The 26,642-nt window shown below is 72.3% G+C and carries 25 protein-coding genes; 3 read left to right on the top strand and 22 right to left on the bottom strand.

Annotated features, from left to right (window positions below):
* The first annotated feature begins 76 nt into the window (after nt 1–76).
* Complete coding sequence (locus THESUDRAFT_RS10375) at nt 77–1,831, top strand: S-layer homology domain-containing protein (protein WP_006904743.1); 1,755 nt, start codon at nt 77–79, stop codon at nt 1,829–1,831.
* 107 nt (nt 1,832–1,938) lie between these two features.
* Here THESUDRAFT_RS10375 and THESUDRAFT_RS10370 read toward each other — a convergent pair whose 3' ends face one another.
* The 16 genes from THESUDRAFT_RS10370 to THESUDRAFT_RS10295 form a co-directional block, all read right to left on the bottom strand.
* On the bottom strand, nt 1,939–2,919 hold the full coding sequence (locus THESUDRAFT_RS10370; protein WP_006904742.1) for a type II secretion system F family protein: 981 nt from the start codon (nt 2,917–2,919) through the stop codon (nt 1,939–1,941).
* 29 nt (nt 2,920–2,948) lie between these two features.
* Nucleotides 2,949–4,052: a type II secretion system F family protein gene (locus THESUDRAFT_RS10365; protein WP_006904741.1), complete on the bottom strand. Its 1,104-nt coding sequence runs from the start codon at nt 4,050–4,052 to the stop codon at nt 2,949–2,951.
* 73 nt (nt 4,053–4,125) lie between these two features.
* Nucleotides 4,126–5,502, bottom strand: coding sequence for a TadA family conjugal transfer-associated ATPase (locus tag THESUDRAFT_RS10360; protein ID WP_006904740.1), 1,377 nt, complete (start codon nt 5,500–5,502; stop codon nt 4,126–4,128).
* A gap of 57 nt (nt 5,503–5,559) precedes the next feature.
* Nucleotides 5,560–6,966, bottom strand: a complete 1,407-nt coding sequence (locus THESUDRAFT_RS10355) for a CpaE/TadZ family protein (RefSeq protein WP_006904739.1) — start codon at nt 6,964–6,966, stop codon at nt 5,560–5,562.
* A 144-nt stretch (nt 6,967–7,110) separates the two neighbouring features.
* Nucleotides 7,111–7,821: a Flp pilus assembly protein CpaB gene (cpaB, locus tag THESUDRAFT_RS10350; protein WP_006904738.1), complete on the bottom strand. Its 711-nt coding sequence runs from the start codon at nt 7,819–7,821 to the stop codon at nt 7,111–7,113.
* Nucleotides 7,822–8,061: 240 nt separating this feature from the next.
* Complete coding sequence (locus THESUDRAFT_RS10345) at nt 8,062–8,988, bottom strand: pilus assembly protein TadG-related protein (protein WP_006904737.1); 927 nt, start codon at nt 8,986–8,988, stop codon at nt 8,062–8,064.
* Between the two features lie 76 nt (nt 8,989–9,064).
* Nucleotides 9,065–9,418, bottom strand: a complete 354-nt coding sequence (locus THESUDRAFT_RS10340) for a TadE family protein (RefSeq protein ID WP_242823398.1) — start codon at nt 9,416–9,418, stop codon at nt 9,065–9,067.
* Nucleotides 9,419–9,728: 310 nt separating this feature from the next.
* Nucleotides 9,729–9,929 carry a Flp family type IVb pilin gene (locus THESUDRAFT_RS10335; RefSeq protein WP_006904735.1) on the bottom strand — a complete coding sequence of 67 codons (201 nt, stop codon included), beginning with the start codon at nt 9,927–9,929 and terminating at the stop codon, nt 9,729–9,731.
* A gap of 345 nt (nt 9,930–10,274) precedes the next feature.
* Nucleotides 10,275–11,528: a group II intron reverse transcriptase/maturase gene (ltrA, locus tag THESUDRAFT_RS10330; RefSeq protein ID WP_207635469.1), complete on the bottom strand. Its 1,254-nt coding sequence runs from the start codon at nt 11,526–11,528 to the stop codon at nt 10,275–10,277.
* A gap of 633 nt (nt 11,529–12,161) precedes the next feature.
* Complete coding sequence (locus tag THESUDRAFT_RS10325; protein WP_006904733.1) at nt 12,162–12,818, bottom strand: response regulator; 657 nt, start codon at nt 12,816–12,818, stop codon at nt 12,162–12,164.
* Complete coding sequence (locus THESUDRAFT_RS10320) at nt 12,793–13,977, bottom strand: sensor histidine kinase (protein ID WP_006904732.1); 1,185 nt, start codon at nt 13,975–13,977, stop codon at nt 12,793–12,795. Before THESUDRAFT_RS10320 ends, THESUDRAFT_RS10325 begins: the two co-directional genes overlap by 26 nt.
* 138 nt (nt 13,978–14,115) lie before the next feature.
* The gene (locus THESUDRAFT_RS10315) at nt 14,116–14,634 is read right to left on the bottom strand and encodes a YqeG family HAD IIIA-type phosphatase (protein ID WP_006904731.1); all 519 of its coding nucleotides are present in this window, start codon (nt 14,632–14,634) and stop codon (nt 14,116–14,118) included.
* Nucleotides 14,635–14,679: 45 nt separating this feature from the next.
* Nucleotides 14,680–15,423 (bottom strand): RNA polymerase sporulation sigma factor SigK, encoded by a 744-nt coding sequence (gene sigK / locus THESUDRAFT_RS10310; protein WP_006904730.1) that lies wholly within the window; start codon nt 15,421–15,423, stop codon nt 14,680–14,682.
* Nucleotides 15,424–15,607: 184 nt separating this feature from the next.
* Nucleotides 15,608–16,714, bottom strand: coding sequence for an endolytic transglycosylase MltG (gene mltG, locus THESUDRAFT_RS10305; protein ID WP_006904729.1), 1,107 nt, complete (start codon nt 16,712–16,714; stop codon nt 15,608–15,610).
* Between the two features lie 138 nt (nt 16,715–16,852).
* Nucleotides 16,853–17,845 carry a Holliday junction resolvase RuvX gene (gene ruvX, locus THESUDRAFT_RS10300; protein WP_006904728.1) on the bottom strand — a complete coding sequence of 331 codons (993 nt, stop codon included), beginning with the start codon at nt 17,843–17,845 and terminating at the stop codon, nt 16,853–16,855.
* A 32-nt stretch (nt 17,846–17,877) separates the two neighbouring features.
* Nucleotides 17,878–18,573 carry a rhomboid family intramembrane serine protease gene (locus THESUDRAFT_RS10295; protein WP_006904727.1) on the bottom strand — a complete coding sequence of 232 codons (696 nt, stop codon included), beginning with the start codon at nt 18,571–18,573 and terminating at the stop codon, nt 17,878–17,880.
* Nucleotides 18,574–18,858: 285 nt separating this feature from the next.
* Here THESUDRAFT_RS10295 and THESUDRAFT_RS14720 point away from each other — a divergent pair, with 285 nt between their 5' ends.
* On the top strand, nt 18,859–19,035 hold the full coding sequence (locus tag THESUDRAFT_RS14720) for a hypothetical protein (RefSeq protein ID WP_242823397.1): 177 nt from the start codon (nt 18,859–18,861) through the stop codon (nt 19,033–19,035).
* A gap of 72 nt (nt 19,036–19,107) precedes the next feature.
* Here the strand turns inward: THESUDRAFT_RS14720 and THESUDRAFT_RS10285 are convergent, their stop codons facing one another.
* Both THESUDRAFT_RS10285 and alaS read right to left on the bottom strand, forming a co-directional pair.
* Nucleotides 19,108–19,383 (bottom strand): IreB family regulatory phosphoprotein, encoded by a 276-nt coding sequence (locus THESUDRAFT_RS10285; protein WP_051009342.1) that lies wholly within the window; start codon nt 19,381–19,383, stop codon nt 19,108–19,110.
* 154 nt (nt 19,384–19,537) lie between these two features.
* Complete coding sequence (gene alaS / locus THESUDRAFT_RS10280; RefSeq protein ID WP_040827704.1) at nt 19,538–22,210, bottom strand: alanine--tRNA ligase; 2,673 nt, start codon at nt 22,208–22,210, stop codon at nt 19,538–19,540.
* Nucleotides 22,211–22,856: 646 nt separating this feature from the next.
* Between alaS and THESUDRAFT_RS10275 the strand changes: the two genes are divergently transcribed.
* Nucleotides 22,857–23,288 (top strand): thioesterase family protein, encoded by a 432-nt coding sequence (locus THESUDRAFT_RS10275; RefSeq protein ID WP_278199636.1) that lies wholly within the window; start codon nt 22,857–22,859, stop codon nt 23,286–23,288.
* A 156-nt stretch (nt 23,289–23,444) separates the two neighbouring features.
* Here the strand turns inward: THESUDRAFT_RS10275 and THESUDRAFT_RS10270 are convergent, their stop codons facing one another.
* The 4 genes from THESUDRAFT_RS10270 to mnmA form a co-directional block, all read right to left on the bottom strand.
* Nucleotides 23,445–24,713, bottom strand: a complete 1,269-nt coding sequence (locus THESUDRAFT_RS10270) for an AI-2E family transporter (protein ID WP_006904722.1) — start codon at nt 24,711–24,713, stop codon at nt 23,445–23,447.
* 9 nt (nt 24,714–24,722) lie between these two features.
* On the bottom strand, nt 24,723–24,935 hold the full coding sequence (locus THESUDRAFT_RS10265; RefSeq protein ID WP_006904721.1) for a hypothetical protein: 213 nt from the start codon (nt 24,933–24,935) through the stop codon (nt 24,723–24,725).
* A 5-nt stretch (nt 24,936–24,940) separates the two neighbouring features.
* Nucleotides 24,941–25,132, bottom strand: coding sequence for a hypothetical protein (locus tag THESUDRAFT_RS10260; protein ID WP_006904720.1), 192 nt, complete (start codon nt 25,130–25,132; stop codon nt 24,941–24,943).
* A gap of 208 nt (nt 25,133–25,340) precedes the next feature.
* Nucleotides 25,341–26,555 carry a tRNA 2-thiouridine(34) synthase MnmA gene (mnmA, locus tag THESUDRAFT_RS10255; protein ID WP_006904719.1) on the bottom strand — a complete coding sequence of 405 codons (1,215 nt, stop codon included), beginning with the start codon at nt 26,553–26,555 and terminating at the stop codon, nt 25,341–25,343.
* Nucleotides 26,556–26,642 lie beyond the last annotated feature (87 nt).

Genomic DNA, 26,642 nt, shown 5'->3' with positions numbered 1-26,642 from the left:
CGCCAACCTGGGAAGTAAAGACTTTCCAATTCAACCGTAGTGTGGTAGGCTCCTTTCGTCAGGAGGTGATGCGGGCATGCCGCGGCCGGACGAAGCGGGCAATCGGGGCAGCGGGAGACGCCTGGGGGGCGAGAGAGCGGGCCGGCGCGTGACGGCGGGCAGGCCTGGCTCGGCGGCGGTCGCCGTCGCGACAAGGATCGATTTTCCGGAAGAAGGAGGAGCGCTCGCGGGCCGCCGGTGCACCGGGGGTGGTTCGCCTGGCAGCCCGCGCCGCCGGCCCCGGTGCTACCGTCTCCTCGTTCCCTTCCTTTTTCTGTTGTCGCTGGCCCTCCCGGCCGAGGCGGCCGATCCGTGGTACGCGGACCTCAAGGGGCACTGGGCCGAGGACGAGGTCCGCGTGCTGTGGGAGGAAGGGGTCACCGACGGCTACCCGCGGGAAGATGCCCTCGGACGCTGGCAGTGGCTTTTCCTGCCCAACGCCTTCATGGAGCGGGCCCAGTTTGCCGTACTCCTGGCGAAGGTCATGGGCCTGGCCCCCGATCCCCAGGGGCCGCCCGTCTACCGGGATGTACCGCCGGAGTACGTGGCAGGCGGTGGCCTTGAGGCCTTTCCCTGGATCCAGGCCGGTGGCCGGGCCGGCATCTTCTCCAATGAACCTGGCGGGCGCTTTCGCCCGGGCGAAGGGATCCGCCGGGATGAAGCGGCGGCCATGCTGGTTCATGCCCTGGACCTGGGCTGGTACGCCGACAGCCTTACGGAGGACCGGTTGCAGGGGTTGCTGGGAAGGTACGCCGACGCCCAGCGGATCCGGCCGGAACTGCGGCGGGCCGTAGCGGCCGCCCTCGACCTGGCCATCATGGTGGGTTACGGCGATGGTTACCTGCGCCCCGATCGCCCTTTGACCCGGGCCGAGGGCGCAACGCTCATCTACAAGTCCGCGCTGATGCGGGTAGGAGCCGAGCCACCCGTCTTTTCGCCCGACGGCGACGGCCAGGATGAGCAGACCACCCTTGAGGCCCAGGCCCTCCTCAACCGGAACCAGGTGTCCTGGCAGGTTGAGCTGCTGGACATCCATGGGACGGTGCGCTATCGCTGGGCAGGCACCCGCCTGCCGGCACGCTGGTCGTGGGACGGGCACGACGAGCAGGGGCGGCCCTTGCCCGCCGGACTCTACCTCCTGCGCGGCGTTCTGACCGCCCGCCAGGGAGCTCGCTTCCTATCTGCCGTCGAGCCCGTGCAACTGGTCTACCACCGCCTGGCCGCCACGGCCTCTCCCGTGGTGGTGGAACCCGGCGAGCCCGTTCACGTCACGGCCCTCACCGAAGGTCCCGTCCAGCAGGTCGCCCTGGAGCCACCGGGCACCGGGGCCCGGCCCATGATCCCTGTGGCGCCCGGCCGGTGGGAGGCGGCCTGGACGGTCCCCGCGGCCCTGCCCCCTGGAACCTACCCCCTGGTGGTCCGGGCTGCCTTTCCGCCGGTGCACCGGGAGCAAACCCTCTACGTCCAGGTTTTGCCCACCCTCTGGATCCAGGGTTGGGCGGAACCCAACCCCGCGGCCCCGGGCTCCCCGGTCACCGTGCGCGCCGAGACACCGGCCGGCGCCACCCGGGTCCTTCTAGACGCGCCGGGGGAGGTTCGCCCCATGGATCTCGCACCGGACGGCCCAGGGCGCTGGATCCTCCGCTGGACCGTACCGGCGGGAGTACCGCCCGGGAGCATCCTGGGACTGGGGCTTGAGGCCCGCCGCGGCAGCGCCACGGCCCGGACGAGCCTGCGCCTGGAGATCGGCGGCATCCCTCGCGGCGAGCCCGTCTTCCATCTGTCCCACTGAGGGCCGCAACCCGGGGCCGGCGGCCTGCGCGATTTCCCCCGGCCAGCCCGCCTTCCCGCCCCGGGGCCTCCGGAGCGCATCCCGGGGACGGTGACCGCCCGGGGGTCCTAACGTGCGAAGGCGCTCAGGATCTGGATCAGGGCCGGGCCCAACAGCACGATGAACAGCGTGGGAAAAATGAACAGGACCAGCGGCAGTAGCATCTTAATAGGCGTCTTCATCGCCTGTTCTTCCGCCCGTTGCTTGCGCTGGAAGCGGAGCTGTTCCGCCTGGACCCGCAGGACGCGGGCCAGGCTTACGCCCAGGCGGTCCGCCTGGATGACGGCGGCGGCAAAGCTGCGCAACTCCGGCAGCTCTGCCCGGTCGGCCAGCGAGCGCAGGGCCTCCTCCCGGCTCACCCCGAGCCGCAGTTCCTTGAGGTACTGGCGAAACTCGGTGCTCACCGGTGCGGGAAACTTTTCCGTCACCTTCTGTACCGCGCCGTCGAGGCCAAGACCGGCCTCGACGGCGACGCTGAGAAGATCCATCACGTCGGGCAGGGCCCGGGCCAGCTGCCGCTTGCGGCGGGTGGCCCGGGCCTTGAGGGCGGCGTCCGGGAGGATCCAGCCCGTGGCGGCTCCCAGCGCCGCCACAACCGGCTGGAAGGCCGCTCCGGCCGCGCCGGCCCCCGACATCCCGGCGGCCAGCCATCCCCCGGCCACCCACCCTGGAACCAGTCCCGCCGCGGCCCCGGCCGCCTTGAGGAAGGCCAGGGTCCCGAGCCCCAGGGGCCGGCCGGCCGCAGCCAGCAGGCGTTCCCAGCGGGCGGCCACCCCCTGCGGAGTCCACCGCTCCGCCGCTTCGACCATCCGCTCCCAGGCCGGCCGGAGGACTCGCTGGCTGAAGGGCCGGGCCAGTTCCTCCTGCTCGGCCTGGTCGGGTGGTACACCCCGCAGGCGCAGATCCCGGAGCCGCTTCCGGGCGATGTGCTCCGCTTCCGAGGGAGCCAGCAGGGCCAGGGTCGTCAGGGCCACGATCATGAAGACAAGCCAGAGGAGCACAGGCTCCACCCAGCCATGGGCCGCCAGCCCGCTCCATCCGCCTGCCACGGCGATCCCCCCTCCGCCGCCCACGGGCGTCAGACGTCGACCCGAATCAGGGCCCGGATCACCAGCACGCCCGCGGCCTCCATCACCACCCCGGCCCCCAGCAAGGTCCAGCCCAGCGGGGTGGCCAGGAGCGGCTGCAAGTAAGCCGGGTTCATGGCACTGAGCAGCACCAGCAGGGCCACCGGCAAGGCACCAACGATCCAGCCCGACAGCCGTCCCTGGGCCGTCAGGGTGCGGATCTGCCCCTGCAGGCGGACCCGCTCCCGGATGGTCTCGGCCGTCCGTTCCAGGACCCCTGCCAGGTTGCCGCCCACCTGCTTCTGGATCAGGACCGCCGTGACCACCAGGTCCAGGTCGGCGCTGGGCACCCGGTCCAGCAGGTTGGCCAGGGCGTCCTCCAGGGGGATGTTGACCCGGGTCTCCTTGACCAGCCAGGCGAACTCGTCCGCGATGGGAGGCGGCATCTCCCGCGCCACCACGTCGGCGGCTTGAAGAAAGGAGTAACCCGACTTGAGGGCATTGGCCATCAAGGTCAGGGCGTCGGGCAACTGGCCATCGAAGGCGCGCAGGCGCTGCTGGTAACGCCGGGCCAGGTAGGCGTCGGGCAGAAGGATGCCTGCGACCGTCGCCGCTAGGGCCAGCGGCCACCGGCCTCCCATGGCCAGGCCCAGGAGCCCCCCGGCCAGGCCGGCACCCGCCTGCAGGGCCACGAACTCGACGGCCCGCCAGCGCAGCCGGGCACGGTTCAACTTCCGCTGCACGCCGTCCAGCCAGCGGGTGCCCCGCAGGCGGGCTTCGGCCCGCTCCACCAGCTGCTGCCGCCACGATCGGGCTTCCCGGGCCGTCCGCGCGACATCCTCCATGGCCAGCATGGGTGCCAGGCGGAGGCCCCGCTGCCGGCTGTGGCGGTGCACTGCTTCCAGTCTCCGCGCCACCCGGGCCCCCCGCCAGCCGTCCCATGCCTGGAGAAGCCCCCACACCAGGTAGGTCGACCCCAGAAACACCCCGAGCAGCAGCCAAAAGCCCCAGTCCCCCGCCACCACCAGCACCTGCCGGGCCGCCTCCAGGCCGTGCCTGGCCACGGCTTGCAGGTCACCTAGCATCGGGCCGAGCTCCTGCCAGAAGCCCCGCATGTTACCCTCTCCCTTCCGCCGGGGCCGTTCCTGAAAGCCCCCGCCCGTCCGGCGGCTCCGTCCCCGCACCGGTTCAGTCGAAAAGCCCCGGCGGCAGGACGATTCCCGCCGCTTCCAGCCGCTCCTGGCATCGGGGCCGGATGCCCGTGGCGACGAACTCGCCCATCACCCGGCCGTTGGTGTCCACCCCGTACGCCTGGAACAGGAAGAGGTCCTGCAGGACGATGACGTCTCCCTCCATGCCCTGGACCTCGGTGATGTGGGTGATCTTGCGCGTGCCGTCCTTGAACCGGCTCTGGTGGACGATGAGGTCGATGGCCGACGCGATCTGCTCCCGGATGGCCCGCACCGGCAGGTCGATTCCGGCCATCAGCACCATGGTCTCAAGGCGCGACAGCAGGTCCCGCGGGCTGTTGGCGTGGGCCGTGGTCAGGCTGCCGTCGTGGCCGGTGTTCATGGCCTGCAGCATGTCCAGCGCCTCGCCCGACCGCACCTCACCCACCACGATCCGGTCGGGGCGCATGCGCAGGCTGTTGCGGACCAGTTGCCGGATGGTCACCTCACCCCGGCCCTCGATGTTGGGCGGGCGGGTCTCCAGGGACACCACGTGCTCCTGGCGGAGCTGCAGTTCGGCGGCGTCCTCGATGGTGATGATCCGCTCATCCGGCGGGATGAAGGACGAGAGCACGTTGAGGGTCGTGGTCTTGCCCGAGCCGGTTCCGCCGGAGACGATGATGTTCAGCCGGCCGCGGACCGCCGCCTCCAGGAACACGGCCATCCGGGGACTGAGGGTGCCAAACCGGATCAGGTCGTCCACCTGCAGCGGGTCGCGGCTGAACTTGCGGATGGTGAGGCACGGCCCGCGCAGGGCCAGGGGCGGGATGATGGCGTTGACCCGGGACCCGTCGGGCAAACGGGCATCCACCATGGGGCTCGCCTCGTCGATGCGCCGTCCCAGGGGGGCGACGATCTTTTCAATGAGATGCAGGATCTGCCGGTCGTCCTCGAACTGGACCGGCGCCCGTTCCAGCCGGCCCCGCCGCTCGACGTAGACCTGGTCCCGGGCGTTGATCATGATCTCGCTGATCTCCGGGTCCTGCAGCAGCGCTTCCAGCGGTCCGAACCCCAGGATCTCCGCCATGAGGGTTTCGGCCAGGCTCTCCCGCTCCAGGGGCGAGACGGACTCTTCTTCCGCCAGGTACTCCAGGATCTTGGCGCGGATGGCCGCCCGCTGTTCCTCGCTGGGACCTTCCGGACGAACCAGTGCCCGGGCGTCCACCTCGTCGATGAGCCGCAACTGGATTCGGTTTTTCAACGCCCGGTGGGGATCGTCCGCCGCCGGCCCGTCGCCGCGGCCACCGTCCCGGTTCCGGGACGAGCGCTCCGCCTCCAGTTCCACCGGCGGCTCCCAGGGCTTGTCCTTAAGGCGCTGGTAGAGGCTTGAACCCACAGGCATTCCCCCCTTGGCCGGCCTGAACCGGCGCCCGCGAACATTCCACGCCCGGGACTAGAACAATCCCAGCAGCGAAAGGCGGCGCCCCGCGGGCCGGACCGGCGCGCCCGGGCCCGAAGGGGCCAGCTTCTCGGCCAGGCCCTCGACGGCATCCCCCAGAGGCGAGCGGGTCCGGCGGGCGCAAAAGGGGACCCCCGCGTTGGCCGCCTGCACCGCCACCGGATCCCGGGGCAACACGTGGGCCACCGGGAAGTTGAGGCCGTGGGCCACCTCATCGGGCGTCAGCCCCGAGGGTTCATGCAGGTTCAGGACGACCCGAACCTTCTCCTCGGGGTACTCCAGCTTCTGGATCAGCAGGTCGAGGCACTTGGCGGTGTTGGCGACCGCCGGAATGTCGCTGGTCGTCACCACCACCAGGAGGTCCGACATGTCGAACGCCGTCAGGTTGGAATCCCGGTAGTTGGCCGCCGTGTCCACCACGACGAAATCGTGGGTTGACCGCAGGGCTTCCAGCACCTCCGCCGTGTAGTTGCGGGCGGGATCCCGCCGGCCCTCGCCCTCGATCTCCGCCGCCTCGTGGGGAAAGAGGGGTGCGGGCAGCAGGGACAGGCGGAACCCGCTGACGGGATGCAGGGCGGGCGCCACGGCCTGCGGGTCCAGAGCACCCTCCCGGCGGCAGAGATCGGCCAGGGTGGCCCGCGGCCGGATCCCCAGCAGCATGGCGGCGCTGCCCAGCTCCAGGTCCAGGTCGACCAGGACCGTGCGCCGGTCGGGCCGCTTGGCCAGGGCCACCGCCAGGTTGACCGCCAGGGTGCTCTTCCCCACGCCGCCCTTGGCGGAGAAGACGGTGATCAGCCGGCCACGGCCTCCCTGCGGGGTGACCAGGGCCGGTTCCCCGGCAGGGGGCACCGCCCGCCGCACGGCCTCCGCCAGGGCATCGGGGGAGAAGGGCTTGACCAGGAAATCGCAGGCGCCCGCCTGCATCGCCCGCCGGAAGTACTCCGGCCCGTTCTCCACGGACACCATGATGATGCGGGTATCCAGTTGCCGCAGGATCCGCTCCGCCGCCGCCAGCCCATCCAGGCGCGGCAGGTTGATGTCCATCAGGATGACGTGGGGACGCAGGTCCGCCGCCATGGCGGCCGCCGCTTCCCCGTCGGCGGCCTCCCCGACCACGTGGAAGTCGGGTTCCATCTCCAGCATCTCCACCAGGCTGCGGCGCACGGGTTCGGCGTCCTCCACCACCAGGACACGGATCCGCTCCGGCCGCGGGGCAGGTACCGGCCCGGGCCCTGCCCCGCCCCCCGGTATGGCGCCGGGCGCCTTGCCCGGCCCGGGCACCGGCTCCCTGGCGGCCCCCTCGGCCGGAACCGGTCGTTCAGGGTGGTGGCGATCCGCAGGTCCGGCCGCTCCTCTTCCGGCCTCCCGGCCGTTCGACCCGAGGCCCATCCATCCCACCATCCCGCTTTCCCTCCCCTCCCTGCGCAGGCATTGAACTCGGCCCCCCACCTCGCCGCCGGGCCGGCTCTCACGGCGGCGGCGCGGGGGAACCGGCGCGGCACCCCCGCTTTTCGCTCCGCCGGGAACGCCCTGGTCGGGCACGCCCTAGCGGACCAGGTCGGCCAGGCGGGCCGTGACGGCTCCGGCGGGCCGGCCGTCCCCGGCGGGACGCAGCAGGAGCCGCAAGCGGCCCTCCTGCTCGGCCAGGACGATGGCGGCGGCGTGGGCCGGCGCCACGGCCAGCGTCAGGTGGGTCAGCCCGTCCCCGGCCGGTTCCCCCTCGGCGGCCGTGTCCTGCTGCACGGCCAGGACCAGCACGTTCTCCACCAGGATCCGGGCTTCCGGCTGTTCGACCCCCGGCTTCCCGCCGGGCAGGCCGATCAGCACGTCCACCCGGTCTCCAGGCTGGACGAACCCGCCCACCGCCAGGACCGGATCGGCGGCAATGGTGAGGGCCCGGGTTCCCTCGGGCAGGCGGTAGGCCAAGCCATCGCTGCCATCGCCCCGCGCCAGCTTGCTGGTCAGGACGAACTCGCCCTCGGCCAGGGGCACCTTGGTCACCTTGCCGACGGCCTCTTCGATCCGGCCGACGGCACCCCGGCCCACCACATCGGCCGGCACCTGGCGCACGGCCAGCATGTCGGCCTGAAGGGGGGTCTGGGCGGGAACGGGCCGGGTGGCCACCACCACGGGCACCCTCGGCTCCTTCCCCGCCTCCCCTGCCGGCACCCGGACGTAGAAGGCCACCAGGATGGTCACCGCCAGCCCGGCCAGCACGGGCAGCAGCAGGTAACGCACCATTCGTCCACGGCTCACGATGCTCCGTCTCCTTCCCGGGGCACCGCGCCTTGCCCCCAGGCTGCGGTCCACCCCTGTCGCCCGGCCGCGGCCCGAACCGGCAGCCGGACCGCCCCCCTGCCCCGGGCTTGCGGGCCGCCCCCGCGCCCCCGCCGGCAGGACCGGACCCCCTCGGGGGCGGGCCGGCTCGACCCCGGGACCGGCGGCACCGGGGCGGCGCTGGGGAAGCGGGCGGCACGCCCCGCCCGCCCATCCCGGCTAATCGACCAGGCGAACCACCCGCACCCCCGCGCCCTCCGGATCGCCCCCGGCCTCACCCTCCACCCACAGGCGGATGAAGCGGCCCACCACCTGGCCCTCGGCCTCCCGAGCCTCCTCAAGGAAGAACGCAGCAAAACCGGTCACGGTGACCCGGTCGCGCCCCGTAGCGGCGTCGAACCCGCGAATCACGGGAACGATCACCACCCGCGGCGAGTCGGCGCGGAAGTTTTCGTAGGTGCTGTAGGGGTCGGCCTCCAGGCGTTCCCGGTAGGCGGCCACGGCACCCGTATTGCGCCCGGGTTCGGTCTCGAGCTCATCGCCCTCCCGCACCCAGCCGGGGTAACCGTGGCGGATGTTGTCCCGTACCGTGTCGGCACCGCGGCCCCCCAGCGCCAGCAGGTGAAAGTTGCCGGGGGAGTCCGGGCGGTCGAGCACCAGGGTGTACCGGCGGCCGGGCAGGAACTCCTGCTCGTCCACACCGTAGGGCTGCACCCCCCGCACCGCCCGGGCGGCGGCCACTGCCGCCGTGGCGGCCGCCTGCACGGGCACGGCCTCGGGACCCAGGACCCGGGCCAGGCCGAGAGGAACCGTGGCCGTCGCCTCCACCCGCAAGGTGCGGCCGCCGGGCCCGATCTGGATCCGGGCGCCGCCCGCATCGACCCCGTTGCGGCGGAGGTACTCCTCCGCCAGGTTCCGGGCCCGGGCCGGTTCCTCCGGCAGGGCGGGAGCCCCCGCCAGGGCGGCGGCGTCGGCGGCCGCCTGCAGGCGGGTCCGCTCGGCATAGAGGCGGCCTCCGTCCACGACCAGGCCGACCATCCCCAGGAGGACCGCCAGGCTAATGGCCACCAGGACCGCCACGCCGCCCTGCTGGGAACGGTTCCCGTCGCCGGCCCCGGGGAAGCCCGCTCGACGATGACATCTCATCCCTCTGCGGCCTCCCCTCGCCCCGGGATGGGGAAACCCGGTCCGGACGCAGACGGGTCCCGCCCCGGCCCCGGGGTCACTCGATGCGGACCACCACGGCCGCCTGAAGGAGGTGCTCCTCTCCCACCAGGCCGGCCAGCGGCGTGATGAACTGGAACGGGTAGCGAACCAGGACGGTCAGAGCCTCCCCCACCCTCCGCTGTGCAGGCTCCGGATCCACCTGGACCACCAGGCGACCGGCATCGAGGCCGGTGGCGGCGGCCTCGACCCGCTGGCGAATCGCCGCGTCGTCCCCGGGGTGGACCGCGCCGTAGCGGGCGCCCTCCCGCGCGGCATGGCGCACGGTGAGGCCCGTGTAGAAGTAGCGCCCGAAATCCAGAACCCCCATGAGGATCAGCAAGAGAACGGGCAACAACACGGCCAGCTCCACGAGGGACTGGCCCGCCTGGCGGCGGCTCAGGCGGCGGTCCAGGCGACGCCCCCCTGGCCGGTGGCTGTGGCACCTTGGTTGGCAACGAGCTGCCCGGAACTGCACGGTGATGCGAACCTCCCTGGATAGGGAGCGCGGCGGCGGGGCGCGGGCCTCAGGCCGCGGCCCCGCCGCCGCGCGGGGGGAGTCCTATGATGGGGTGGGGGGAAACGTTGCAAAGTCCTTGACGTCTGACGACTTCTCGGCTCTCGGATCAGCGGTGGACCCTGAAAGCGGTTGCACGCTGATAGCGACGCTAATGGGTACCGCTTTATTCAGACTGGGCAGCCTTCTCCAGCGTTGTCGATACCCGTTCAAAGATGGCGCTCAAACCGCCCTGCATGGCCACCAGCGCACCGATCAGGACCACCGCAATGAGGGCAATGATCAGCCCGTACTCCACCATGCCCTGTCCCGCCTCATCCCGCAGGCGGAACTTCACGCCCTCCCACCAGGCCATGAGCCGCAGCATGGCACCGCCCTCCTTTCCCCGCCGGCGGACCACCGGGCTTGCTGGTGCCACCCGTCCTCCCGGCACCCGCGCGGCGTGTCCTGCTGATTCCAGCCTACGGGGCGGGCCGGGGGCGGCCAATGGCCTGAAGGTCGCGTTTCCGCGGTCCCCAGGTCCCAATGGGGGGCCGGGACCCGGGTCCCAGGGGGCCACCCGCGCGGGCCATGCCGGGTGGCTTCCAGGCGGTTCCCGCCGGCAGGGGCTCGGGTGGGACCCGGTAAGGCTGGCCCCAATCGAGTAGGAGGGGCCGGTGAAGGCCCCGTCCTCTCACACCACCCGGCATGCGGGTCCGCACCGGGCGGTTCGTCAAGCACGGCGAAGTTCGTGGTAGCATCGAGTGAGGCTCAGCAGCCCCTGGGCGAGCCAGTACGGCTTGCCCAGGGCGCTGTTGAGCGGGCCACCGGCCATGGCCCAGTACCCGCGTCGTGACAGGGCCCACTGCCGGACCCGCCACTCGGGGTGGCCCAGGGCTCGCAGTTCCCGCAACCGGGTACGCGGCCGTTTCCACTGCTTCCAAAGGCACGCCTGCAAGCGTCGCCGGAGCCAACCTTCCACGTTGCGGAGCAGGACCGCCATGTCCGCGATGCGGAAGTAAGCGAGCCAGCCCCGCAGATAGGCATTGATCCGGCGGATGCGCTCGGGCATGGAAACCGGCCAGGTCCGGCTCGTCAGGCCGCGGATGCGGTCTTTGAGCCGCTGCACCGTTTGCGGGGCCACGCGCAGGCGGATGCCTTCCCGGCCGCGGTACATGCTGAAGCCGAGGAACTTGCGTCGCCAGGGCCGGTCCACCGCGCTCTTTTGCTCGTTGATCTTGAGCCTCAGCCGCTTTTCGAGGAAGCGTCGCACTCCCGCCATGACCCGGTGCCCCGCCCGTTCCGAGCGAACGTAGATGTTGCAGTCGTCCGCGTAACGGACGAAGCGGTGTCCCCGCCGCTCCAGCTCCTTGTCCAGCTCGTCCAGCAGGATGTTGGCCAAAAGCGGGCTCAGGGGGCCGCCTTGGGGCGTACCTTCCTCCGTCCGCACCTTCACCCCGCCGACCATCACGCCGGCCTGCAGGTAGCGGCGGATGAGCATCCGGACGCGCTTGTCCGCAACCTTCCGCATCACCCGGGCCATCAGGACGTCATGGTTCACCCGGTCAAAGAACTGTTCGAGGTCCAGGTCGACCACCCAGGCGTACCCTTCCTCGACGTGCCGCCGCGCCGCTTCGACCGCCTGGTGAGCGGAACGTCCCGGCCGAAAGCCGTAACTGTGCTCCGAAAAGTCGGGGTCGAAGATCGGCGTCAGCACCTGCAGCAAAGCCTGCTGGATCAGGCGGTCCAGGACGGTCGGGATACCCAGTAGGCGCGTGCCGCCCCCGGGCTTGGGAATCTCCACCCGGCGGACCGGCTGCGGCTTGTAGGTTCCCGCCAGCAGTTGGGCACGCACCTGCGACCACTGCTCCCGCAGAAAACCGCGCAACTGCTCGACGGTCATGCCGTCGACGCCCGGTGCGCCCCGGTTCTGCTCCACCCGTCGCAGGGCGGCCCACATGTTCTCCCGGGCCACCACCTGCTCCATCAGGTCCACACTACCACGCCCTCCGCTGGGGGGGTCGCCGGTCTGTCCCGGCCAGGTGCTCCGCTCTCGCACAGGCCCCGGAGGGATTCACCACCGCCTCCTGAGCGAGACCCTCTCGGGTTGGCTGCTCTCCTTGCACCCGGCGCGAACGCGCCCGCACCCTCCCGGACTCGACGTTCGGCCCTTCCCGCCGGCATTGCCAGCGGTACTATGGCCTCTGCTGACTCCTGCCGGCTCAGTCGCGCCTTGCGGTCACGGGTTGCCATCCATGCTGGCCTGCCGGCAGGCCTCCCCGGGTAAGGACGAGTACTTTCGTCGCACACCCGCCGCGTTTACAGCGCCGCCCTTCGGCCCATCTCGGGCTTCGCCGTGTGCTGCCGGCTCGCCCAGTCGGCGCTGCCTCGCCCGCGGTTCCTGGTCGTCGGGTCGCGACTTTGCCTCCGGCTTCCTTCGGATCCCGCGTCGCCGCGGGCACCCTTGCCTTCGGCTAGCGGTTGTACGGGGCCACCCTCCGCAGGGGACTTTCACCCCTTAGCACTCGCCCATGCCGGGCGCACAGCAGCGGGGCGGCCGGCCCCCTCCGGGCCGGCCGCCCCCACCCAGCCGGTTCGTCTCCCCGTTCACCGCGCTCCGCTAGACCTTGACCCAGCCCTCCCGGATGGCGTGGATCACCGCCTGGGTGCGGTCGGCCACGCCCAGCTTGCGGAAGATCGAGGTGATGTGGTTCTTCACCGTCTTTTCGCTGATGAAGAGCCGCTGGCCGATCTCCCGGTTCGAAACGCCCTCCGCCACCAGCTGCAGCACCTCGAACTCCCGGCGGGTCAGGGGCTCGGGGATGCCCCCGCCCAGGGGGGTCCACCGCTCCCGCCGCCGCGTGCCCAGGTTGAGGACACGAGCCGACAGGGTGGGGTGGACGTAACCCTCGCCCCGGCAACACAGGCGCACCGCCTCCACCAGGGTGCGGGGCTCCACGTCCTTCAGGACGAACCCGCTGGCACCGGCGGCAATGGCCTCCAGCAGGTACTCCTCCTGGTCGTGGATGGTCAGCACCAGCACCTGGGTCGAGGCGGAGGCCGCCCGGATCTGCCGGGTCGCCTCGATGCCCGACATGTCGGGCAGGTTGATGTCCATCACCACCAGGTCGGGCCGCAACCGGGCGGCGTGGCGGACGGCCTCGGCCCCGTTGCGCGCCTCGCCCACCACCTCGATGTCCGGTTCCAGGTGGAGCACCTGGCGCAGGCCCTCCCGCAGGAGGGCGTGGTCGTCAGCGATCAGGACCCGGATCGGCATGGCCGTCTTCTTCCCTCCCCAGCGGGATCTCAAGGCGCACCCGCGTGCCCTGCCCCGGGCGGCTCTGGATGTCGATGCGGCCGCCCACCATGGCCACCCGCTCCTGCATGTTGGCCAGACCAAAGCGATCGGCGCCGCGGGGCGCTGCGGGGTCGAACCCGCAGCCGTCGTCGGCTACCTCCGCCCACAGCCGCCGTGCGGCGAACTCCACCCGCATGACCACCCGGCTGGCGCCGGCATGCTTCCACACGTTGTTCAGCGCTTCCTGAAGGACGCGGTAGACCGTGATCTCCACGGCGGGGTCGAGCCGGCGGGCCGCCCCGCGGGTCACCAGCTCCACCTCGAGTCCGGTCTTGTCGACGAAGCCCGCCACATACTGCCGGAGGGCCGGAATCAGCCCCAGGTCGTCCAGGGCCATGGGCCGCAGGTCGAAGATGATCTTGCGCACGTCCTGCAGGCTCTCCCGGGTCAGGGCCTTGAGGCGCTCCAGTTCCTCCCGGGCGCGGCCCACGTCCTCGTCCAGAAGCCGCTGGCAGACCTCGACCCGCAACACCACGTTGGCCAGCATCTGGGCAGGGCCGTCGTGGATGTCCCGGGCCAGCCGGCGCCGCTCTTCCTCCTGGGCCTGGAGCAGCATCAGGCCCACCTGCAGCCGCCGCTGGAGGTCCGCCGCCTGGCCCAAAAGCTGCCCCAGCTTGCCCGACAGCAGCTCCAGCGCCAGGCGGATGTGACCGGCCAGCTCCTCCGCCCGCCGCACCGTCTCGCCCAGGCGGCGCAACCGCCGTTCCAGCTCGTCCCGGCGGTGGCGCAGCTGGGCTTCCCGCTCCTGGGCCCGTACCCATTCCTCGTGGAGCCGCATCGCCTCCTCGTAGGCTTCGCGGTAGGCTTCCTCGCCGTAGCGCTGGAAGTGGCGGGAGATCTCCACCAGCCGCAGCCGGGCCTGCTGCTGCCGGCGGGCCAGGCCGTCCACCTGGGCGATGAGCTCTGCCACCTGCGCCCGGACCTCGTCCAGCTCTCGGGCCGCTTCCCGGTATTCCTCCCGGGCCTGCTCGGCGATGAAGAAGACCTGTTCCCGCCCGCGCTCCACGGCCGTCAGGGTCTCGCGCAGGACCCGGTCCAGCGCCACGGGGTCGAGGGAACCCGGGACCGCCGCCTCCACCCGCACCACCGCCGGCCGGCACCGGACGCCGGCGGGCGCCGGTGCCCCGTTCTTCCCGGATGATCGGGATTCTTCCCGGATTATCGGAGCGAGGGGAAAAGCCATTAAGGGCAGGCCAAGGCCACCGCCGGCCCCCGGTCATGCCGGGGGGCCGCCCGGCGGGACCAGCCGCCGGAGGACCCACCGCTCCACCAGCCGCACCAGGCGGGTGCCGATGAACTCGCGACCGGGCAGGGGCGTGACCAGCACCGTGACCATCCCCAGGCGATTGCCGCCCAGGACGTCGGTGAAGATCTGGTCGCCGATCACCGCCGCCTGGGCAGGCTCGGTGCCGATGGTCTGGAGGGCGCGGAGGAAGGCGCGCCGGCGAGGCTTGGTGGCCGAGTGGACCGCGGGGACGCCGCAGGCCCGGGCGAAGCGCTGCACCCGCTGTTCCAGGTTGTTGGAGAGGATGCACACGGCGAAGCCCTGCTGCCGGGCCTCGTCCAGCCAGCGGCGCAGGGCCTCGTCGGGCAGGGGCTGATCGCGACGGGCCAGGGTGTTGTCCAGGTCGAGGATCAGGCCCCGCACCCCGCGGGCGCGCAACGCATCCCAGCGGATGGCATAGATCGAGGGGGCCACCAGATCCGGCGTCAAGAGCCGCCACAACCGCCGCACAGCAGGGGCTCCTTTCCCAGCATCCCGCCCCATTATACGGCGATTCTAGGGCTCGTCACCCTCGCCGGCAGGCTCGGGTAAGGGGCCGGGTTCGTCCAGCACGTGACGGGTCAGCTTGCGCACCGCCCGCTTCTCGATGCGGGAGACGTAGGACCGGGAGATGCCCAGCACCCGCGCCACCTCCCGCTGGGTGTAGCGGCGCCGGCCGTCCAGGCCGAAGCGGAGCTCGAGCACCCGGCGTTCCCGCGGGCCCAGCTCTCGGACCGCCTCGCGGATCCTCCGGGCCAGGAGGCGGCGGCCCACCGTCTCCTCCACGGCGTCCTCGTCGGCGGGCAACATGTCCATCAGGGTCACCTCGTTGCCCTCCCGGTCGACGCCGATGGGGTTCTGCAGGAACACCTCCCGGCGGTTGCGGCGGGTGGCCCGCAGGTGCATCAGGATCTCGTTCTCGATGCAGCGGGCGGCGTAGGTGGCCAGCCGCGTGCCCTTGGAGGGGTCGTAGGTGTCCACTCCCTTGATCAGGCCGACGGTACCGATGCTGATCAGGTCCTCGGGATCCTCGCCGGTTTCGTCGAACTTCTTGGCGATATGGGCCACCAGCCGGAGGTTGCGTTCGATCAGCACCTCCCGTGCCCTCTCGTCACCGCAGCGCATGCGCTCCAGGTAGTGAGCCTCTTCCTCGGGGGAAAGGGGCTGGGGGAAACTGCGACCGGTCTGCAGGTAGCCGACCAGGTAGAGCAGGCCGCGCACCAGCGCAGCCCCCAGGAGCAGCAGCCATCCGGGTCCCATGGCAGCGCCTCCTTGTACGGGTAAGGCCCCCGGTTCCCGGTCGCGCCGGCCGGGGGCGCCGGCTGTTCCCGTTCGCTGGACGAACCGGCCGGCTGCGCGCCGCCGGCCAGCAGGCGGGGCACTGCCACGCTATGCATGCCGGGATGCCGCTGTACCTGTCCCGGGGCGGATTTGGGCGGTGGCCTCAGCGGTCCGGGTTCCGGTCCTGGCCCGCCGGCGGGTCCTGCTCCTGGAGGGACTGGCGGTAGGCACGGACGTTGCGGTTGTGCTCCGCCAGGGTGCGGGCGAACTGGTGCCGCCCCGAACCGTCCGGGCGCAGGACGAAGTACAGGTAGTCCACGTCGGCCGGGTGGAGAACGGCGCGGATGGCGGCCTCCCCCGGGGCACCGATGGGGCCCGGCGGGAGGCCGGGGTAGCGGTAGGTGTTGTAGGGTGAATCGACCCGCAGGTCGGCGTAGGTGAGCCGGCCGGAGGTCCGGCCCAGGGCGTACAGCACGGTGGGGTCGGCATCCAGCGTCATGTTGCGCTCCAGCCGGTTGAGGTACACGCCGGCGATGACCGGCCGCTCCTCCGCCACACGGGCCTCCCGCTCCACGATGGAGGCCAGGGTGATGACCTGGTGCACGCTCAAGCCCATCTGCCGGGCCCGGGCCTCCTCCTCCGGACCCACCACCTGCCGGAACCGGTCCAGCATGAGCCGCACCACCAGGGCCGGATCGGCACGGCCGTGCTCGTCCACGGGCACCCGGTAGGTATCGGGGAAGAGGTACCCTTCCAGGGGCTCCTTCAGGGCGTTGCGGGTGCCGGCATCCCGGGGCAGGTAGGGCCAGTCCGCGGCCGCCCGGTCCAGGGCGGCGCGAAAGCTTTCCCGGGTCACCAGGCCCTCGGCCGCCAGGTGTTCGACAACCTGGGCCACCGTCCACCCTTCGGGAATGGTGAAGCGGGCGGTGAGGATGTCGCCGCGCGCCAGCTTGTCCAGCACGGCTTGGGCCGGCATGCCGGGACTCAAGCGGTAGACCCCGGCCCGCAGGCGCCCGTCGTACCCTTGCAGCCGGACCAGGACGCGGAAGGCAAGCGGATCCCGGATCAATCCCTGCCGGTGGAGGAGGCCGGCGATCTCCGCGGTGGACGCCCCTCGGGGGACCCGCACCACCGTGGTGACGGGCGACCCCGGCCGGGGTGGCTCCAGGGCGTTGACATACCGGTGGTAGAGCCAGCCGGCCGTCCCGGCGGCCAGCACCAGCGCCGCCGCCAGGACCGCCCCCACGACCCGCCAGATGGTGCGCCGCACCGCTCGCCCTCCTCACCTCCCGCAAGGTTCGTGACAGGCGCCGGGCCTCCTGCCGGGGCGCCCCGGCACGCGGGGAACGGCAAGGCCCCGCGGGCTCCCCGCGGGGCCGGTATGCGGTCGCCCCGCCCTGGGGCGTGGTCAAGGCCGCCGCCCGGAAGGGCCGCCTCCGTCCTCGTCGTCGCCGTCCTCATCCTCGGCCGGCTCCTCGTCGTCCTCCTCGTCCAGGCCGTCCAGCTCCTCCAGGTCGTCCAGGTCCTCGTCGTCCAGGACGTCGTCGTCCAGGTCCTCCTCGTCCCAGTCCTCTTCCTCCCACTCATCCTCGTCGGGACCGAGGACCTCGTCGGCATAGGCTTCGTCTTCTTCCTCGGCCACCATGTCTTCCCACGCCTCGGCGACGGCGTCCCACTCCTCGTCGTCCTCGATCTCGACCAGGACCGGCGTGCCGTCATCCTCGTGGAGCAGGCGGAAGATGAAGGCCTCCTCCTCGTCGTCGGGGTCGGCGACGATGGCATACTTGCGGTCGTTCATTTCCACCAGGTCGATGACCACGAACTGCTGCTCCTCGCCGTTCTCGTCCCGGAAGGTGACGATCCGGCGTTCCTCCGGCAGGTCCATCACTGCCCCACCACCTTCCTCCACAGGCTGCTGGCTGAGACATTCACCGCCGCCGGGGCGTTGCTTGCGTGCCCCGCGGGGAGATTCGCCACCCGTTGCCCGTTGCCTGCGCTGGGCTTCGAGAAAGGCCTGCAGGATCACCGTAGCCGCCATGCGGTCGATGATCGCCTTGCGCCGGCGCCGGGAGAGGTCGGCGTCGATCAGCACCCGCTCCGCCTGGACGGTCGACAGCCGCTCGTCCCATAGGGTTACCCGGGAAACACCGGCCGCCTGCAGCCCGGCGGCGAACGCCTCGGCCGCCTCCGCCTCCGGGCCGCGCCGGCCGTCCAGCCGCCGGGGCCAGCCGACCACGATGCCTTCGGCGCCGTGTTGGCGGGCCAGTTCGACCACCCTGGCGATGTCCCGGTCATCGCCCTGCCGGGGCAGGCTTGCCAGCGGGCGGGCCAGGATCCCCTCGGGGTCGCTGATGGCCACACCGATGACGCGGCTGCCCAGATCGAGCCCCAACCAGCGCATGACCGTTCACCCGCTTGCGGCCGGCCGGCCCCTCACAGCCAGCGCGGCTCCCGCCGGCGGGGCGCCAGCAGAAGCCAGCCGGCAGCCCCGGCCACGAAGCCCGCCACGTGGGCCCACCAGGCCACCAGGGTCACATTGGGAGCGCCCAGGGCGGCCAGCCCGTTCAGGACCTGAAGCCCGAACCAGACCAGCAGGAAGACCCAGGCGGGCACTTCCGCTACCGTAATGAAGATGAAGAGAAAAATCAAGGTGACGATGCGCGAGCGCGGGAAGGCGAGGAAATACGCTCCCAGCACGCCGGCCACCGCGCCGCTGGCACCGATGGTCGGGATGGTGGAACCGGGGTTGGCCGCCACGTGGGCGTAGTTCCCCAGGAAGCCCGCAAGCAGGTAGAACAGGAGATAGCGGCCCCGGCCCAGCCGGTCTTCCACGTTGTCGCCGAACACCCAGAGGAACAACATGTTGCCCAGCAAGTGGACCAGGCTGCCGTGCAGGAACATGGCCGTGACGAGGGGGAGGTAAGGCTCCAGGCCAACCTGGGGCAGCAGGGCCAGGGGCGGGATGCGGGCGGGAACGACCCCGAACCTCTCCGCCAGGAGGCCGATCCCCGCCTCCGGCGTGGGGCCGGTGGTCCATTCCACGTAAAACACATAGACATTGAGGGCGATGATCAGTACGGTGATCCACGGGAAGCGCCGCGAGCGAATGGTGTCGCGTAACGGGATCATGGCTTGCTCCTTCCTGCCGGTCCGCGCGGAACTGGGGCGGCGGAACGAACCGACCCGGGAGAGCACTTGTCACCGCACCGGTACGAATCCCTTTGACGGGAACGCCCGATGCCGGCCCGCGTCCGATCCTTGCGCCGGATGCTTTCCGCGCAAAGCGAGGTGAACCCCGTGACCCAGCCGATGGTTCCCGCGCCCCGCTCCCACCCGCCCCGGCTGCGCCGCAGGCGCCGGCCGGGCCGGCCAGGGCGGCGCGAATACGGGGGCGCCGGCACGCATGGGGCCCCGATGCCCCCGGAGCCCCGCCCTGGAACCGGCTGGTGGGAGCGATTCAAAGCCGAGCTGGCCTACGTGGCCAGCCTCAAGACCCTGTGGCTGGCAGTGGCCCTGGGCAGCCTGGCGGCGGGGTTTCTTCTCGGGACCTGGTTCGGTCACCAGCTGGCCGCCGCCGCCCACCTGCGTTGACCCCGGGGCCGGCCGGCTCTCGGAGCCCCACGGCTCCAGGCCGTGTCTCTCCCGCCGCGGGGTGGCCCGCCCTCAGGCTTCGCGCCGGGCCGCCCGGGCCCGCAGGCCGGCCACGTAGGTGCGGACCAGTTCCGCCAGCAGCTGATCCCGTTCGATGCGCGACACCAGCGCCCGGGCACCCCGGTGGCTGGTGATGTACGCCGGGTCGCCCGAGAGCAGGTAACCGGCCAGCTGCCGCACGGGATCGTAGCCGCGTTCCTCCAGCGCCTCGTAGACGGCGGCCAGGATGGCCGCCGGGTCGGCCGGTCGGCCGGAGCCGGATGCGGCCAGGGGCAGGCCCCCGTACATGGTGGGCTGGCCGTCCGTCACCGGCCGGGCCGGTTCCGCTCCTTGGTGCACGCCTTTCGCCTCCGCTCCTGGCTTCTACCTCCGGCTGTGCCCCCGCCGGCGCCCCGGCGCCTGGGGAGGGCGCGGCGCCCACGGTGCCCGCAGGCAGCCGGCCTCAGCTGGGGCCGGCGCCCGTCGTTCCTCCGGCCAGCTGTTCCATCCACAGGCGCCGGCCCTGTTCCAGCGCCTCCGGCAGACGCCCGGGATCACGGCCGCCCGCCTGGGCCAGGTCGGGACGCCCGCCACCGCCACCGCCCAGGCGGCGGGCCACCTCGCCCACCAGGCGTCCGGCGTGCAGGCCCCGCTCTTGGGCGCCCGGCGTCACCGCCGCCACCAGCAGCGCCCGCCCGCCAGCCCGGGCCCCCAGCAGGACGGCGGCCTCCCCGGCCCGCTGCCGCAGGTAGTCGGCCGTCTCGCGCAACACCTCGGCATCGTCCACCGGTAGTTCGCCCGCGATCACCCGGACACCTGCCAGCTGGGGCGCTGCTTCCAGGAGGCCGTCCGCCGCCTGGCGGGCCAGCCGGCTGCGCAGCTGGCGCAGCTGGCGTTCCAGCTCCCGGTGGCTCTCCACCAGGGCCTCCAGGCGGGCGGGCAGGTCGTCCACCGGCACCCGCAGGGTACCGGCCAGCCGGTCCAGGACCGCCTCCTGCCGCCGCAGGTACTCCAGGCTGCCCCAGCCCGTCACCGCCTCCACCCGGCGCACGCCGGCGGCCACGCTGCCCTCGGCGGTGAACTTGAACAGGCCGATGTCGCTGGTCGAGACCACGTGGGTGCCGCCGCACAGCTCCAGGCTGTAGTCGCCGATCTGGACCACCCGCACTTCGTTCCCGTACTTTTCCCCGAACAGCGCCAGGGCACCCGCCTCGAGGGCCTCCTCCAGGCTGGTCCAGTACCAGCGCACCGGAATGCCCCGCAGGATCTGCTGGTTGATCTCGTCCTCGATGGCCCGCAGCTGGCCGGCCGTCGGCGCCTCGAAATGGGTGAAGTCGAAGCGCAGGCGATCGGGCGCCACCAGCGAACCCGCCTGGTTGACGTGGTCGCCCAGCACCCGCTTCAGGGCCGCATGCAGCAGGTGGGTCGCGGTGTGGTTGCGCATGATGGCCGCCCGGCGGGCGGCGTCGACCCGGGCCCGCACCCGGTCGCCCACCTGGACCGCACCCTCCACCACCCGCGCCTTGTGGAGGATCCGGCCGCCCGGCAAGGGCTGGGTGTCCAGCACCTCCAGGCGCGCTCGCGGTGTCTCGAGCCAGCCGGTGTCCCCCACCTGGCCGCCCCGCTCGGCGTAGAAGGGCGTCCGGTCCAGGATCACCCCGACCTCCTCGCCGGCGTCCGCCCGGTCGGCCGGTTCGTCCCGGCGCACCAGCAGCCGCACGGTGCCCTCGTCTTCCAGGCGCTCGTAGCCGGTGAACTCCGTGGCCGGTTCGTCCGCCAGGGCCCGGGCCAGGGGGGAGCCGGGATCCCAGCCCTCCTCCACTTCCCGCGCCGCCCGGGCCCGCTGGCGCTGGACGGCCATGGCCCGCTCGAAGCCCTCCCGGTCGACGCGCAGGCCGGCTTCCTCGGCGGCGTCCTCCGTCAGGTCCAGGGGAAATCCGTAGGTGTCGTAGAGGACGAAGGCCTCCTCGCCGTGGATCAGGCCGTCCCCCCGCTGCCGGGCGCGCTCGATCACCTCGGCCAGGATCGCCATCCCCTGGTCCAGGGTGCGGAAGAACCGCTCCTCCTCGCCGCGGATCACCCGGCGCACATAGTCCGCCCGCTGGCGCACCTCGGGATAGGCGTCGCCCATCACCTCGCCCACCGTGTCCACCAGCCGGTAGAGGAAGGGTTCCTCCAGACCCAGGATCCGCCCGAAGCGCACGGCCCGGCGCAGGATGCGGCGCAGGACGTGGCCGCGGCCCTCGTTGCTGGGCAGCACGCCGTCGGCGATGAGGAAGGTGCAGGCCCGGGCGTGATCGGCGATGACGCGGAAGGGGAAGCCGGCCTCACCCCCGTCGTAGGGCCGGCCCGTCAGGTCCTCCACCGCCCGCAGCAGCGGCCGGAAGAGATCGGTGTCGAAGTTGGAGCCCACACCCTGCATGACGGAGGCGATGCGCTCCAGGCCCATCCCCGTGTCGATGGAGGGCCGGGGCAGCGGCTCCAGGCGGCCGCTCTCGTCCCGGTTGAACTGCATGAAGACCAGGTTCCAGATCTCCAGCCAGCGGTCGCAGTCGCAGGCGCCGATGCCGCACACCTCGGCATCGCAGCGGAACTCCTCGCCGCGGTCGTAGACGATCTCGCTGCAAGGACCGCAAGGGCCGGTATCGCCCATGGCCCAGAAGTTGTCCTTCTCGCCCAGGCGGACGATGCGCTCGGCGGGAATGCCCGTGACCTCCTGCCAGAGCCCGAAGGCCTCGTCGTCGTCCCGGAAGATGGTGGCCCAGAGCCGCTCGCGGGGGAGGCCCAGTTCTTCCGTCAGGAAGGTCCAGGCGAAGTGGATGGCCTCCCGCTTGAAGTAGTCGCCGAACGAGAAGTTGCCCAGCATCTCGAAGAAGGTGTGGTGCCGGGCGGTCTTGCCGACGTTCTCCAGGTCGTTGTGCTTCCCCCCGGCCCGCATGCACTTCTGGGCCGTGGTCGCCCGCTTGTACGGGACCTTCTCCTTGCCGGTGAACACGTCCTTGAACTGCACCATGCCGGCATTGGTGAACAGGAGGGTCGGATCGTCCTTGGGAACCAGGGACGAGCTCGGCACGATGGTGTGGCCATGGCGCTCGAAGAAGCGCAGGAAGCGCTCGCGGATCTCCGCGGCCGGCATCCCCGCAGGATGCGGGCGGCAGGCCGGTGTCACGGTCGCCGCCACAGGCTGGCACCTCCCCTCAGGATCCCGCTGTCTTGGCAAAGAAAAAACCGCCGCCGGCCCTGGGCCGGGGCGGGCGTGCCGCGGTACCACCCGGATTCGCCCCGCCCTCGCGGGCGGGGCCTCGGTGGGTCGGCGGGCGCGGGCCGGGCTGGAGCAGGCCACGGGCCCTGCCGATCCGCGCGGTAACGGCGCGCCGCCGGGTGCACTTTGGGAAGCCGGGTTCCGCACCGGCCGGCGACCGGGGGCCGGGACCCGGCCCCATGGGGCGGGCCAGCCCCACGTGGCGGGGCCCGGACTGGCTGGGCGCGCCCGGCCGTCGCGGGATCCCTTTCCTTGGTGCACCGGGCTCCGGGATGGCGTGCTCGCCTCCGCCCGGGAGCCTCGCAGCCTGGGGCTCCCTCTCTGCAGGGCGGGCGGGCGGCTTGGTCCCCTCATCGCCGGGGGCCGCCGCCTGAAGGGCAGCAACCCCATGGAATCACCGGCATTTTGCCATTTCCGGCGGGGCTCGTCAACTCGGCCCGGGCGGCGCCCCGCCCCGAGGTCCGGCGCCTGGCCCGCCGGCAGGGGCTCCGGACCCGGCGGCGAAGGGGTGTGCGAGGTGATGCCGGTGAAACCCGGGTTCGTTCCCGGCCTGCGGGCCGAGGTGGAGGCCACCGTCGACGCCGGCATGCAGGCCGCCTTCGACGGGCGGGTGATCCACCCCCTCTACTCCACCTGGTCGCTGGTGCACCACCTGGAGCACGCAGCGCGGCGGGTGCTGGAGCCGTATCTCGAGCCCCATGAGGAAGGGGTGGGCTACGCCGTGGAGGTGCGGCACCTGGCCCCGACCCCCGTGGGCGCCAGGGTGCGGGCCGTGGCCGTCCTCGAGGCGGTGGAGGGCAACCGGGTGATCTGCCGGGTCGAAGCCTACAATGATCTGGAGAAGATCGCCGAGGGCCGGCAGGTGCAGGTGGTGCTGGAACGGGACGCCTTCCGCCGCCGCATCGAAGCGCTGCAGCAGCGCCTGGCCCGCCAGGATTCTCCCGCCCCCTGAGGGCGGCCGGGGGAGGCGGGCAGCCGGCCCCGGGCGGGCCGTCCCGGCCGGAGGGCGCTGCGGGCAGGCCGGACCGGTCGGCGACCCGTCGCGCCACGTCCCCTCCGCGGCGGCCGGGGGGCCAGGGGCCCCCGGCCGCCGTCCCTGCCCGCAGCCTTATTTGGGGGCGGGCTCCCGGTGGCGGCGCCGGAGGCCCAGGAGGCGGCGGAAACCGGCCGCATCCGGCGTCGCCGGACCTGCAACAGGAGGCGGGCCGGCAAGCCGCCCCGCACCGCGACCGGCCCCAGCGGACCGCCCGGGTTTGCCGTGGTGGCTGGGGGCCGGGCCAGAGGAAGGGCCTTCGCCGTGTGCTGCGGGCAGGGGACCGGGGTCCGGATCCCGGCGAACCAGCCGGTCGAGCCCGCCCACCCAGTCCGGCCAGGCGAAGGCCAGCAGGACGTGGGCCAGCCCGGCCACGGGCACCGCGAACAGAAGGCCCGCCAGGCCGAAGTGGTGACCCCCCACCAGCAGGGCACTGATCACCACCAGGGGGTGGACCCCCACCCGCTGTCCCAGGATGCGCGGCGACAGCACGCTGTTTTCCACCCACTGGACCAGCACCAGGGCGACGGCCACCTTGATGGCGGTGGCCGGGGAGTGCAGGGCCGCCATGGCCAGGACCGGCACCGCGCCGATGATGGGACCAAAATAGGGGATCAGGTCGGCCAGGGCCGCCAGCGCCCCCAGCAGCACGGCAAAGCGCAAGCCGAAGAAGGTGGCCACGGCCGTGACCATCAGGCCCACGAAGCCGGCCACCAGCAGCTGGCCCCGGATGAACCCGCCCACCACCTGGTCGACGGCCCGCACCAGCTCAAGCCACCGGCGGCGGTGCCCCCGCCCCAGCCGGTCCTGCGCCCAGCGGCGGAGCCGCGGCAGGTCGTCGAGCAGGTAGAAGGCCAGTACCGGAGCCAGCAGCAGCGGGGCGGCCCCCAGGAGCCCCTCCACCAGGCCGCCGGTCAGGTCGGCCAGCCGGGCCGTCACCCATCCCTCGGTGCGGTCGATCTGCTGCAGCAGCGCCTGGCGCACCGTCGCCGGAAGGGTGGCCCGGGCCGCATCCTGGCGCACCCCCTCCACCAGCAGCCGCAACCGGCGGGCGTATCCCGGCAACTGCGTCCCCAGGCGGTTCAGCTCGTCCAGAAACCCGGGCAGAAGGTAGACCAGCGCCACGGCAGCGGCCAGGGTGATGAGCAGGTAGAGCAGGAGGATGGCCGTGGCCCGCCGTAACCCCTGGGCTTCCAGGAAATCCACGGCCGGCGCCAGCAGGTAGGTCAGGACCAGGGCCAGGACGAAGGGCGGCCAGGTGCCCCGCAGCAGGTAAAGCAGGCCCAGGCCCGCGGCGATCAGGGCAGCCCCGCCCAGGATCCTCCGCCAGGACACCGCCGGCATCGGGCCGGCCTAGCGCGCGCCGGCCCTGGCCAGCAGCCGCTGGGCCCGCGGCCTGATCCACCGGACCAGGCGGCGGCGCTGCCGCGGTACCTGGACCTCCAGCCACTGCTGGTTCCACCGCCCGGCCCGCGCCAGCCAGCGGCCCGGCCGCACCCCCGCCCACTCCAGGGCCGCCATCGCCAGGCTGCCCACCACCACGCCCGCCCAGAAGCGGCCGCCCATCCTTCTCACCCCTCCACGGGCTCGGCCGCCGCCGGAGCCCCGGCCGCCAGCCGCACCCGGTTCCCCTCTGAATCGAGGACGAAGCAGTCGACCCGTCCCGCCCCCAGATCCTGAAACTCGATGCAGCAGTCCCAGCAGTACCACTCGTTCTGGCCGATGCGCCCGGTGGCATTGCCCGCGCAGACCGGACAGCGCATGGTGCCGTCCCCCCTCGGCTTCCTCCTTAATCTGCGCGGGCAGGGGAAGGGCCATGCGGCGCCGGAGCCCCGGATCGGGGGGATCCGGGGCTCCGGCGCCGCATCGGGCAAGGCCTGGTGGGGGGTCTGGAAGCCCGTTCGACCCTGGGCTCGGCCTCGGGTGCGACCTCGGGCTCGACCTTCCCCCCGGCCTCGGCTTGGGCTGGTTCTACACCGTCGCACCCCGCCCGGCCGCCACGGCCTGGGCGCCGTCCGGCCGCTCGCAGGTCTCGGCGGCGAAGGCCGGCCCGGTGTCATCCAGGTCGCCGGGTGCCACGGGATCCAGCACCTCGGCGATCACACCGCCGCCGGCCACCCGGTCCCCGTCGTAGAAGACCACCGCCTGCCCGGGGGTGATGGCCCGCTGGGGCTCCTCGAACCAGACCTCCACCGCATCCTGGCGGCCTACCAGGGGCCGCACCACCGCCGGCGCCTCGGGCGACTTGTACCGGACCCGGGCGGTGACCCGCGCCTCGCCCGCAAGGCCGGGCCAGGACACCCAGTTGACCTCCACCGCCCGCAGGCCCCGGGCATAGGTGGCCGTATCCGGGCCCACGATCAGCGCGTTCTTCTCCGGCAGGATGCGGACCACGTACATGGGCCGGTCGCTCTGGATACCCAGGCCCCGGCGCTGGCCCACGGTGTAGTAGGCCAGGCCGCGGTGGGTCCCCACCCGCCGGCCCCGGGTGTCGTAGATGGGCCCGGGCCGGATGCGGTCGCCGGCCCGTTCTTCCAGAAAACGGCGGTGGTCGTTGTCCTTGACGAAGCAGATCTCCTGGCTCTCGGGCTTGCGCGCCGTCACCAGGCCGTAGGCCTCGGCCAGCTGCCGGACCTGGCTCTTCTCGAAACGCCCGATGGGCAACAGGGTGCGCGCCAGCTGCTCCTGGGTGAAGTTGTAGAGCACGTACGTCTGGTCCTTGCGCCGGTCCGCCGACTTGCGCAGGATGAACCGCCCCAGCGCCTCGTCGTACTCCACGATGGCGTAATGCCCGGTGGCGACGTAATCGCAACCCAGGGCCTCGGCCCGGCGCAGGAACTCGTCGAACTTGATGTAGCGGTTGCAGGCGATGCACGGGTTGGGCGTGCGGCCCTGCAGGTACTCGGCGACGAAGTAGTCGATCACCTTCTCCTCGAAATCCTGCCGCATGTTCATGACGTAATAGGGGATGCCGAGCCGCTCCGCCACCCGGCGGGCGTCGTCGACGGCGCTCAGCGAGCAGCAGCCCCCGTAGCGGGCCTCGTCCTCGGGCTCCATGGCGGGCCACGTCTGCATGGTGACCCCGATGACCTCGTAGCCCTGGTCCCGCAGCAGGGCCGCCATCACCGAACTGTCGACCCCGCCGCTCATGGCCGCCAGCACGCGCCCCTTCCTTCCCTGGCTCACGCCGCCACCCCCTTCCCTTCCGCGTCGCGTTCCTGGCGTTTGCCGGCGGGCGCCGGGCAAATCCGGTCGCACCGCCACCCCGTCCGC

Source organism: Thermaerobacter subterraneus DSM 13965, from assembly GCF_000183545.2.
Lineage (GTDB): Bacteria > Bacillota > Sulfobacillia > Thermaerobacterales > Thermaerobacteraceae > Thermaerobacter > Thermaerobacter subterraneus.
Note: the sequence above shows the minus strand (reverse complement) of the source record. Positions and strands in the feature narration are given on the sequence as shown.

Coding starts and splice junctions, on each gene's coding strand:
- THESUDRAFT_RS10285 (WP_051009342.1), bottom strand. CDS start 19,383: ATGTACGGGGGCCTGCCCCTGGCCGCATCCGGCTCCGGCCGACCGGCC.
- THESUDRAFT_RS10325 (WP_006904733.1), bottom strand. CDS start 12,818: ATGCCGATCCGGGTCCTGATCGCTGACGACCACGCCCTCCTGCGGGAG.
- THESUDRAFT_RS10270 (WP_006904722.1), bottom strand. CDS start 24,713: ATGCCGGCGGTGTCCTGGCGGAGGATCCTGGGCGGGGCTGCCCTGATC.
- alaS (WP_040827704.1), bottom strand. CDS start 22,210: ATGCCGGCCGCGGAGATCCGCGAGCGCTTCCTGCGCTTCTTCGAGCGC.
- THESUDRAFT_RS10345 (WP_006904737.1), bottom strand. CDS start 8,988: ATGAGATGTCATCGTCGAGCGGGCTTCCCCGGGGCCGGCGACGGGAAC.
- THESUDRAFT_RS10335 (WP_006904735.1), bottom strand. CDS start 9,929: ATGCTGCGGCTCATGGCCTGGTGGGAGGGCGTGAAGTTCCGCCTGCGG.
- ltrA (WP_207635469.1), bottom strand. CDS start 11,528: ATGGAGCAGGTGGTGGCCCGGGAGAACATGTGGGCCGCCCTGCGACGG.
- THESUDRAFT_RS10275 (WP_278199636.1), top strand. CDS start 22,857: ATGCCGGTGAAACCCGGGTTCGTTCCCGGCCTGCGGGCCGAGGTGGAG.
- THESUDRAFT_RS10260 (WP_006904720.1), bottom strand. CDS start 25,132: ATGCGCTGTCCGGTCTGCGCGGGCAATGCCACCGGGCGCATCGGCCAG.
- sigK (WP_006904730.1), bottom strand. CDS start 15,423: ATGGGACCCGGATGGCTGCTGCTCCTGGGGGCTGCGCTGGTGCGCGGC.
- ruvX (WP_006904728.1), bottom strand. CDS start 17,845: ATGCGCTGGTTGGGGCTCGATCTGGGCAGCCGCGTCATCGGTGTGGCC.
- THESUDRAFT_RS10295 (WP_006904727.1), bottom strand. CDS start 18,573: ATGATCCCGTTACGCGACACCATTCGCTCGCGGCGCTTCCCGTGGATC.
- THESUDRAFT_RS14720 (WP_242823397.1), top strand. CDS start 18,859: ATGCCCCCGGAGCCCCGCCCTGGAACCGGCTGGTGGGAGCGATTCAAA.
- THESUDRAFT_RS10365 (WP_006904741.1), bottom strand. CDS start 4,052: ATGCGGGGCTTCTGGCAGGAGCTCGGCCCGATGCTAGGTGACCTGCAA.
- THESUDRAFT_RS10355 (WP_006904739.1), bottom strand. CDS start 6,966: ATGGTGGGATGGATGGGCCTCGGGTCGAACGGCCGGGAGGCCGGAAGA.
- THESUDRAFT_RS10375 (WP_006904743.1), top strand. CDS start 77: ATGCCGCGGCCGGACGAAGCGGGCAATCGGGGCAGCGGGAGACGCCTG.
- THESUDRAFT_RS10265 (WP_006904721.1), bottom strand. CDS start 24,935: ATGGGCGGCCGCTTCTGGGCGGGCGTGGTGGTGGGCAGCCTGGCGATG.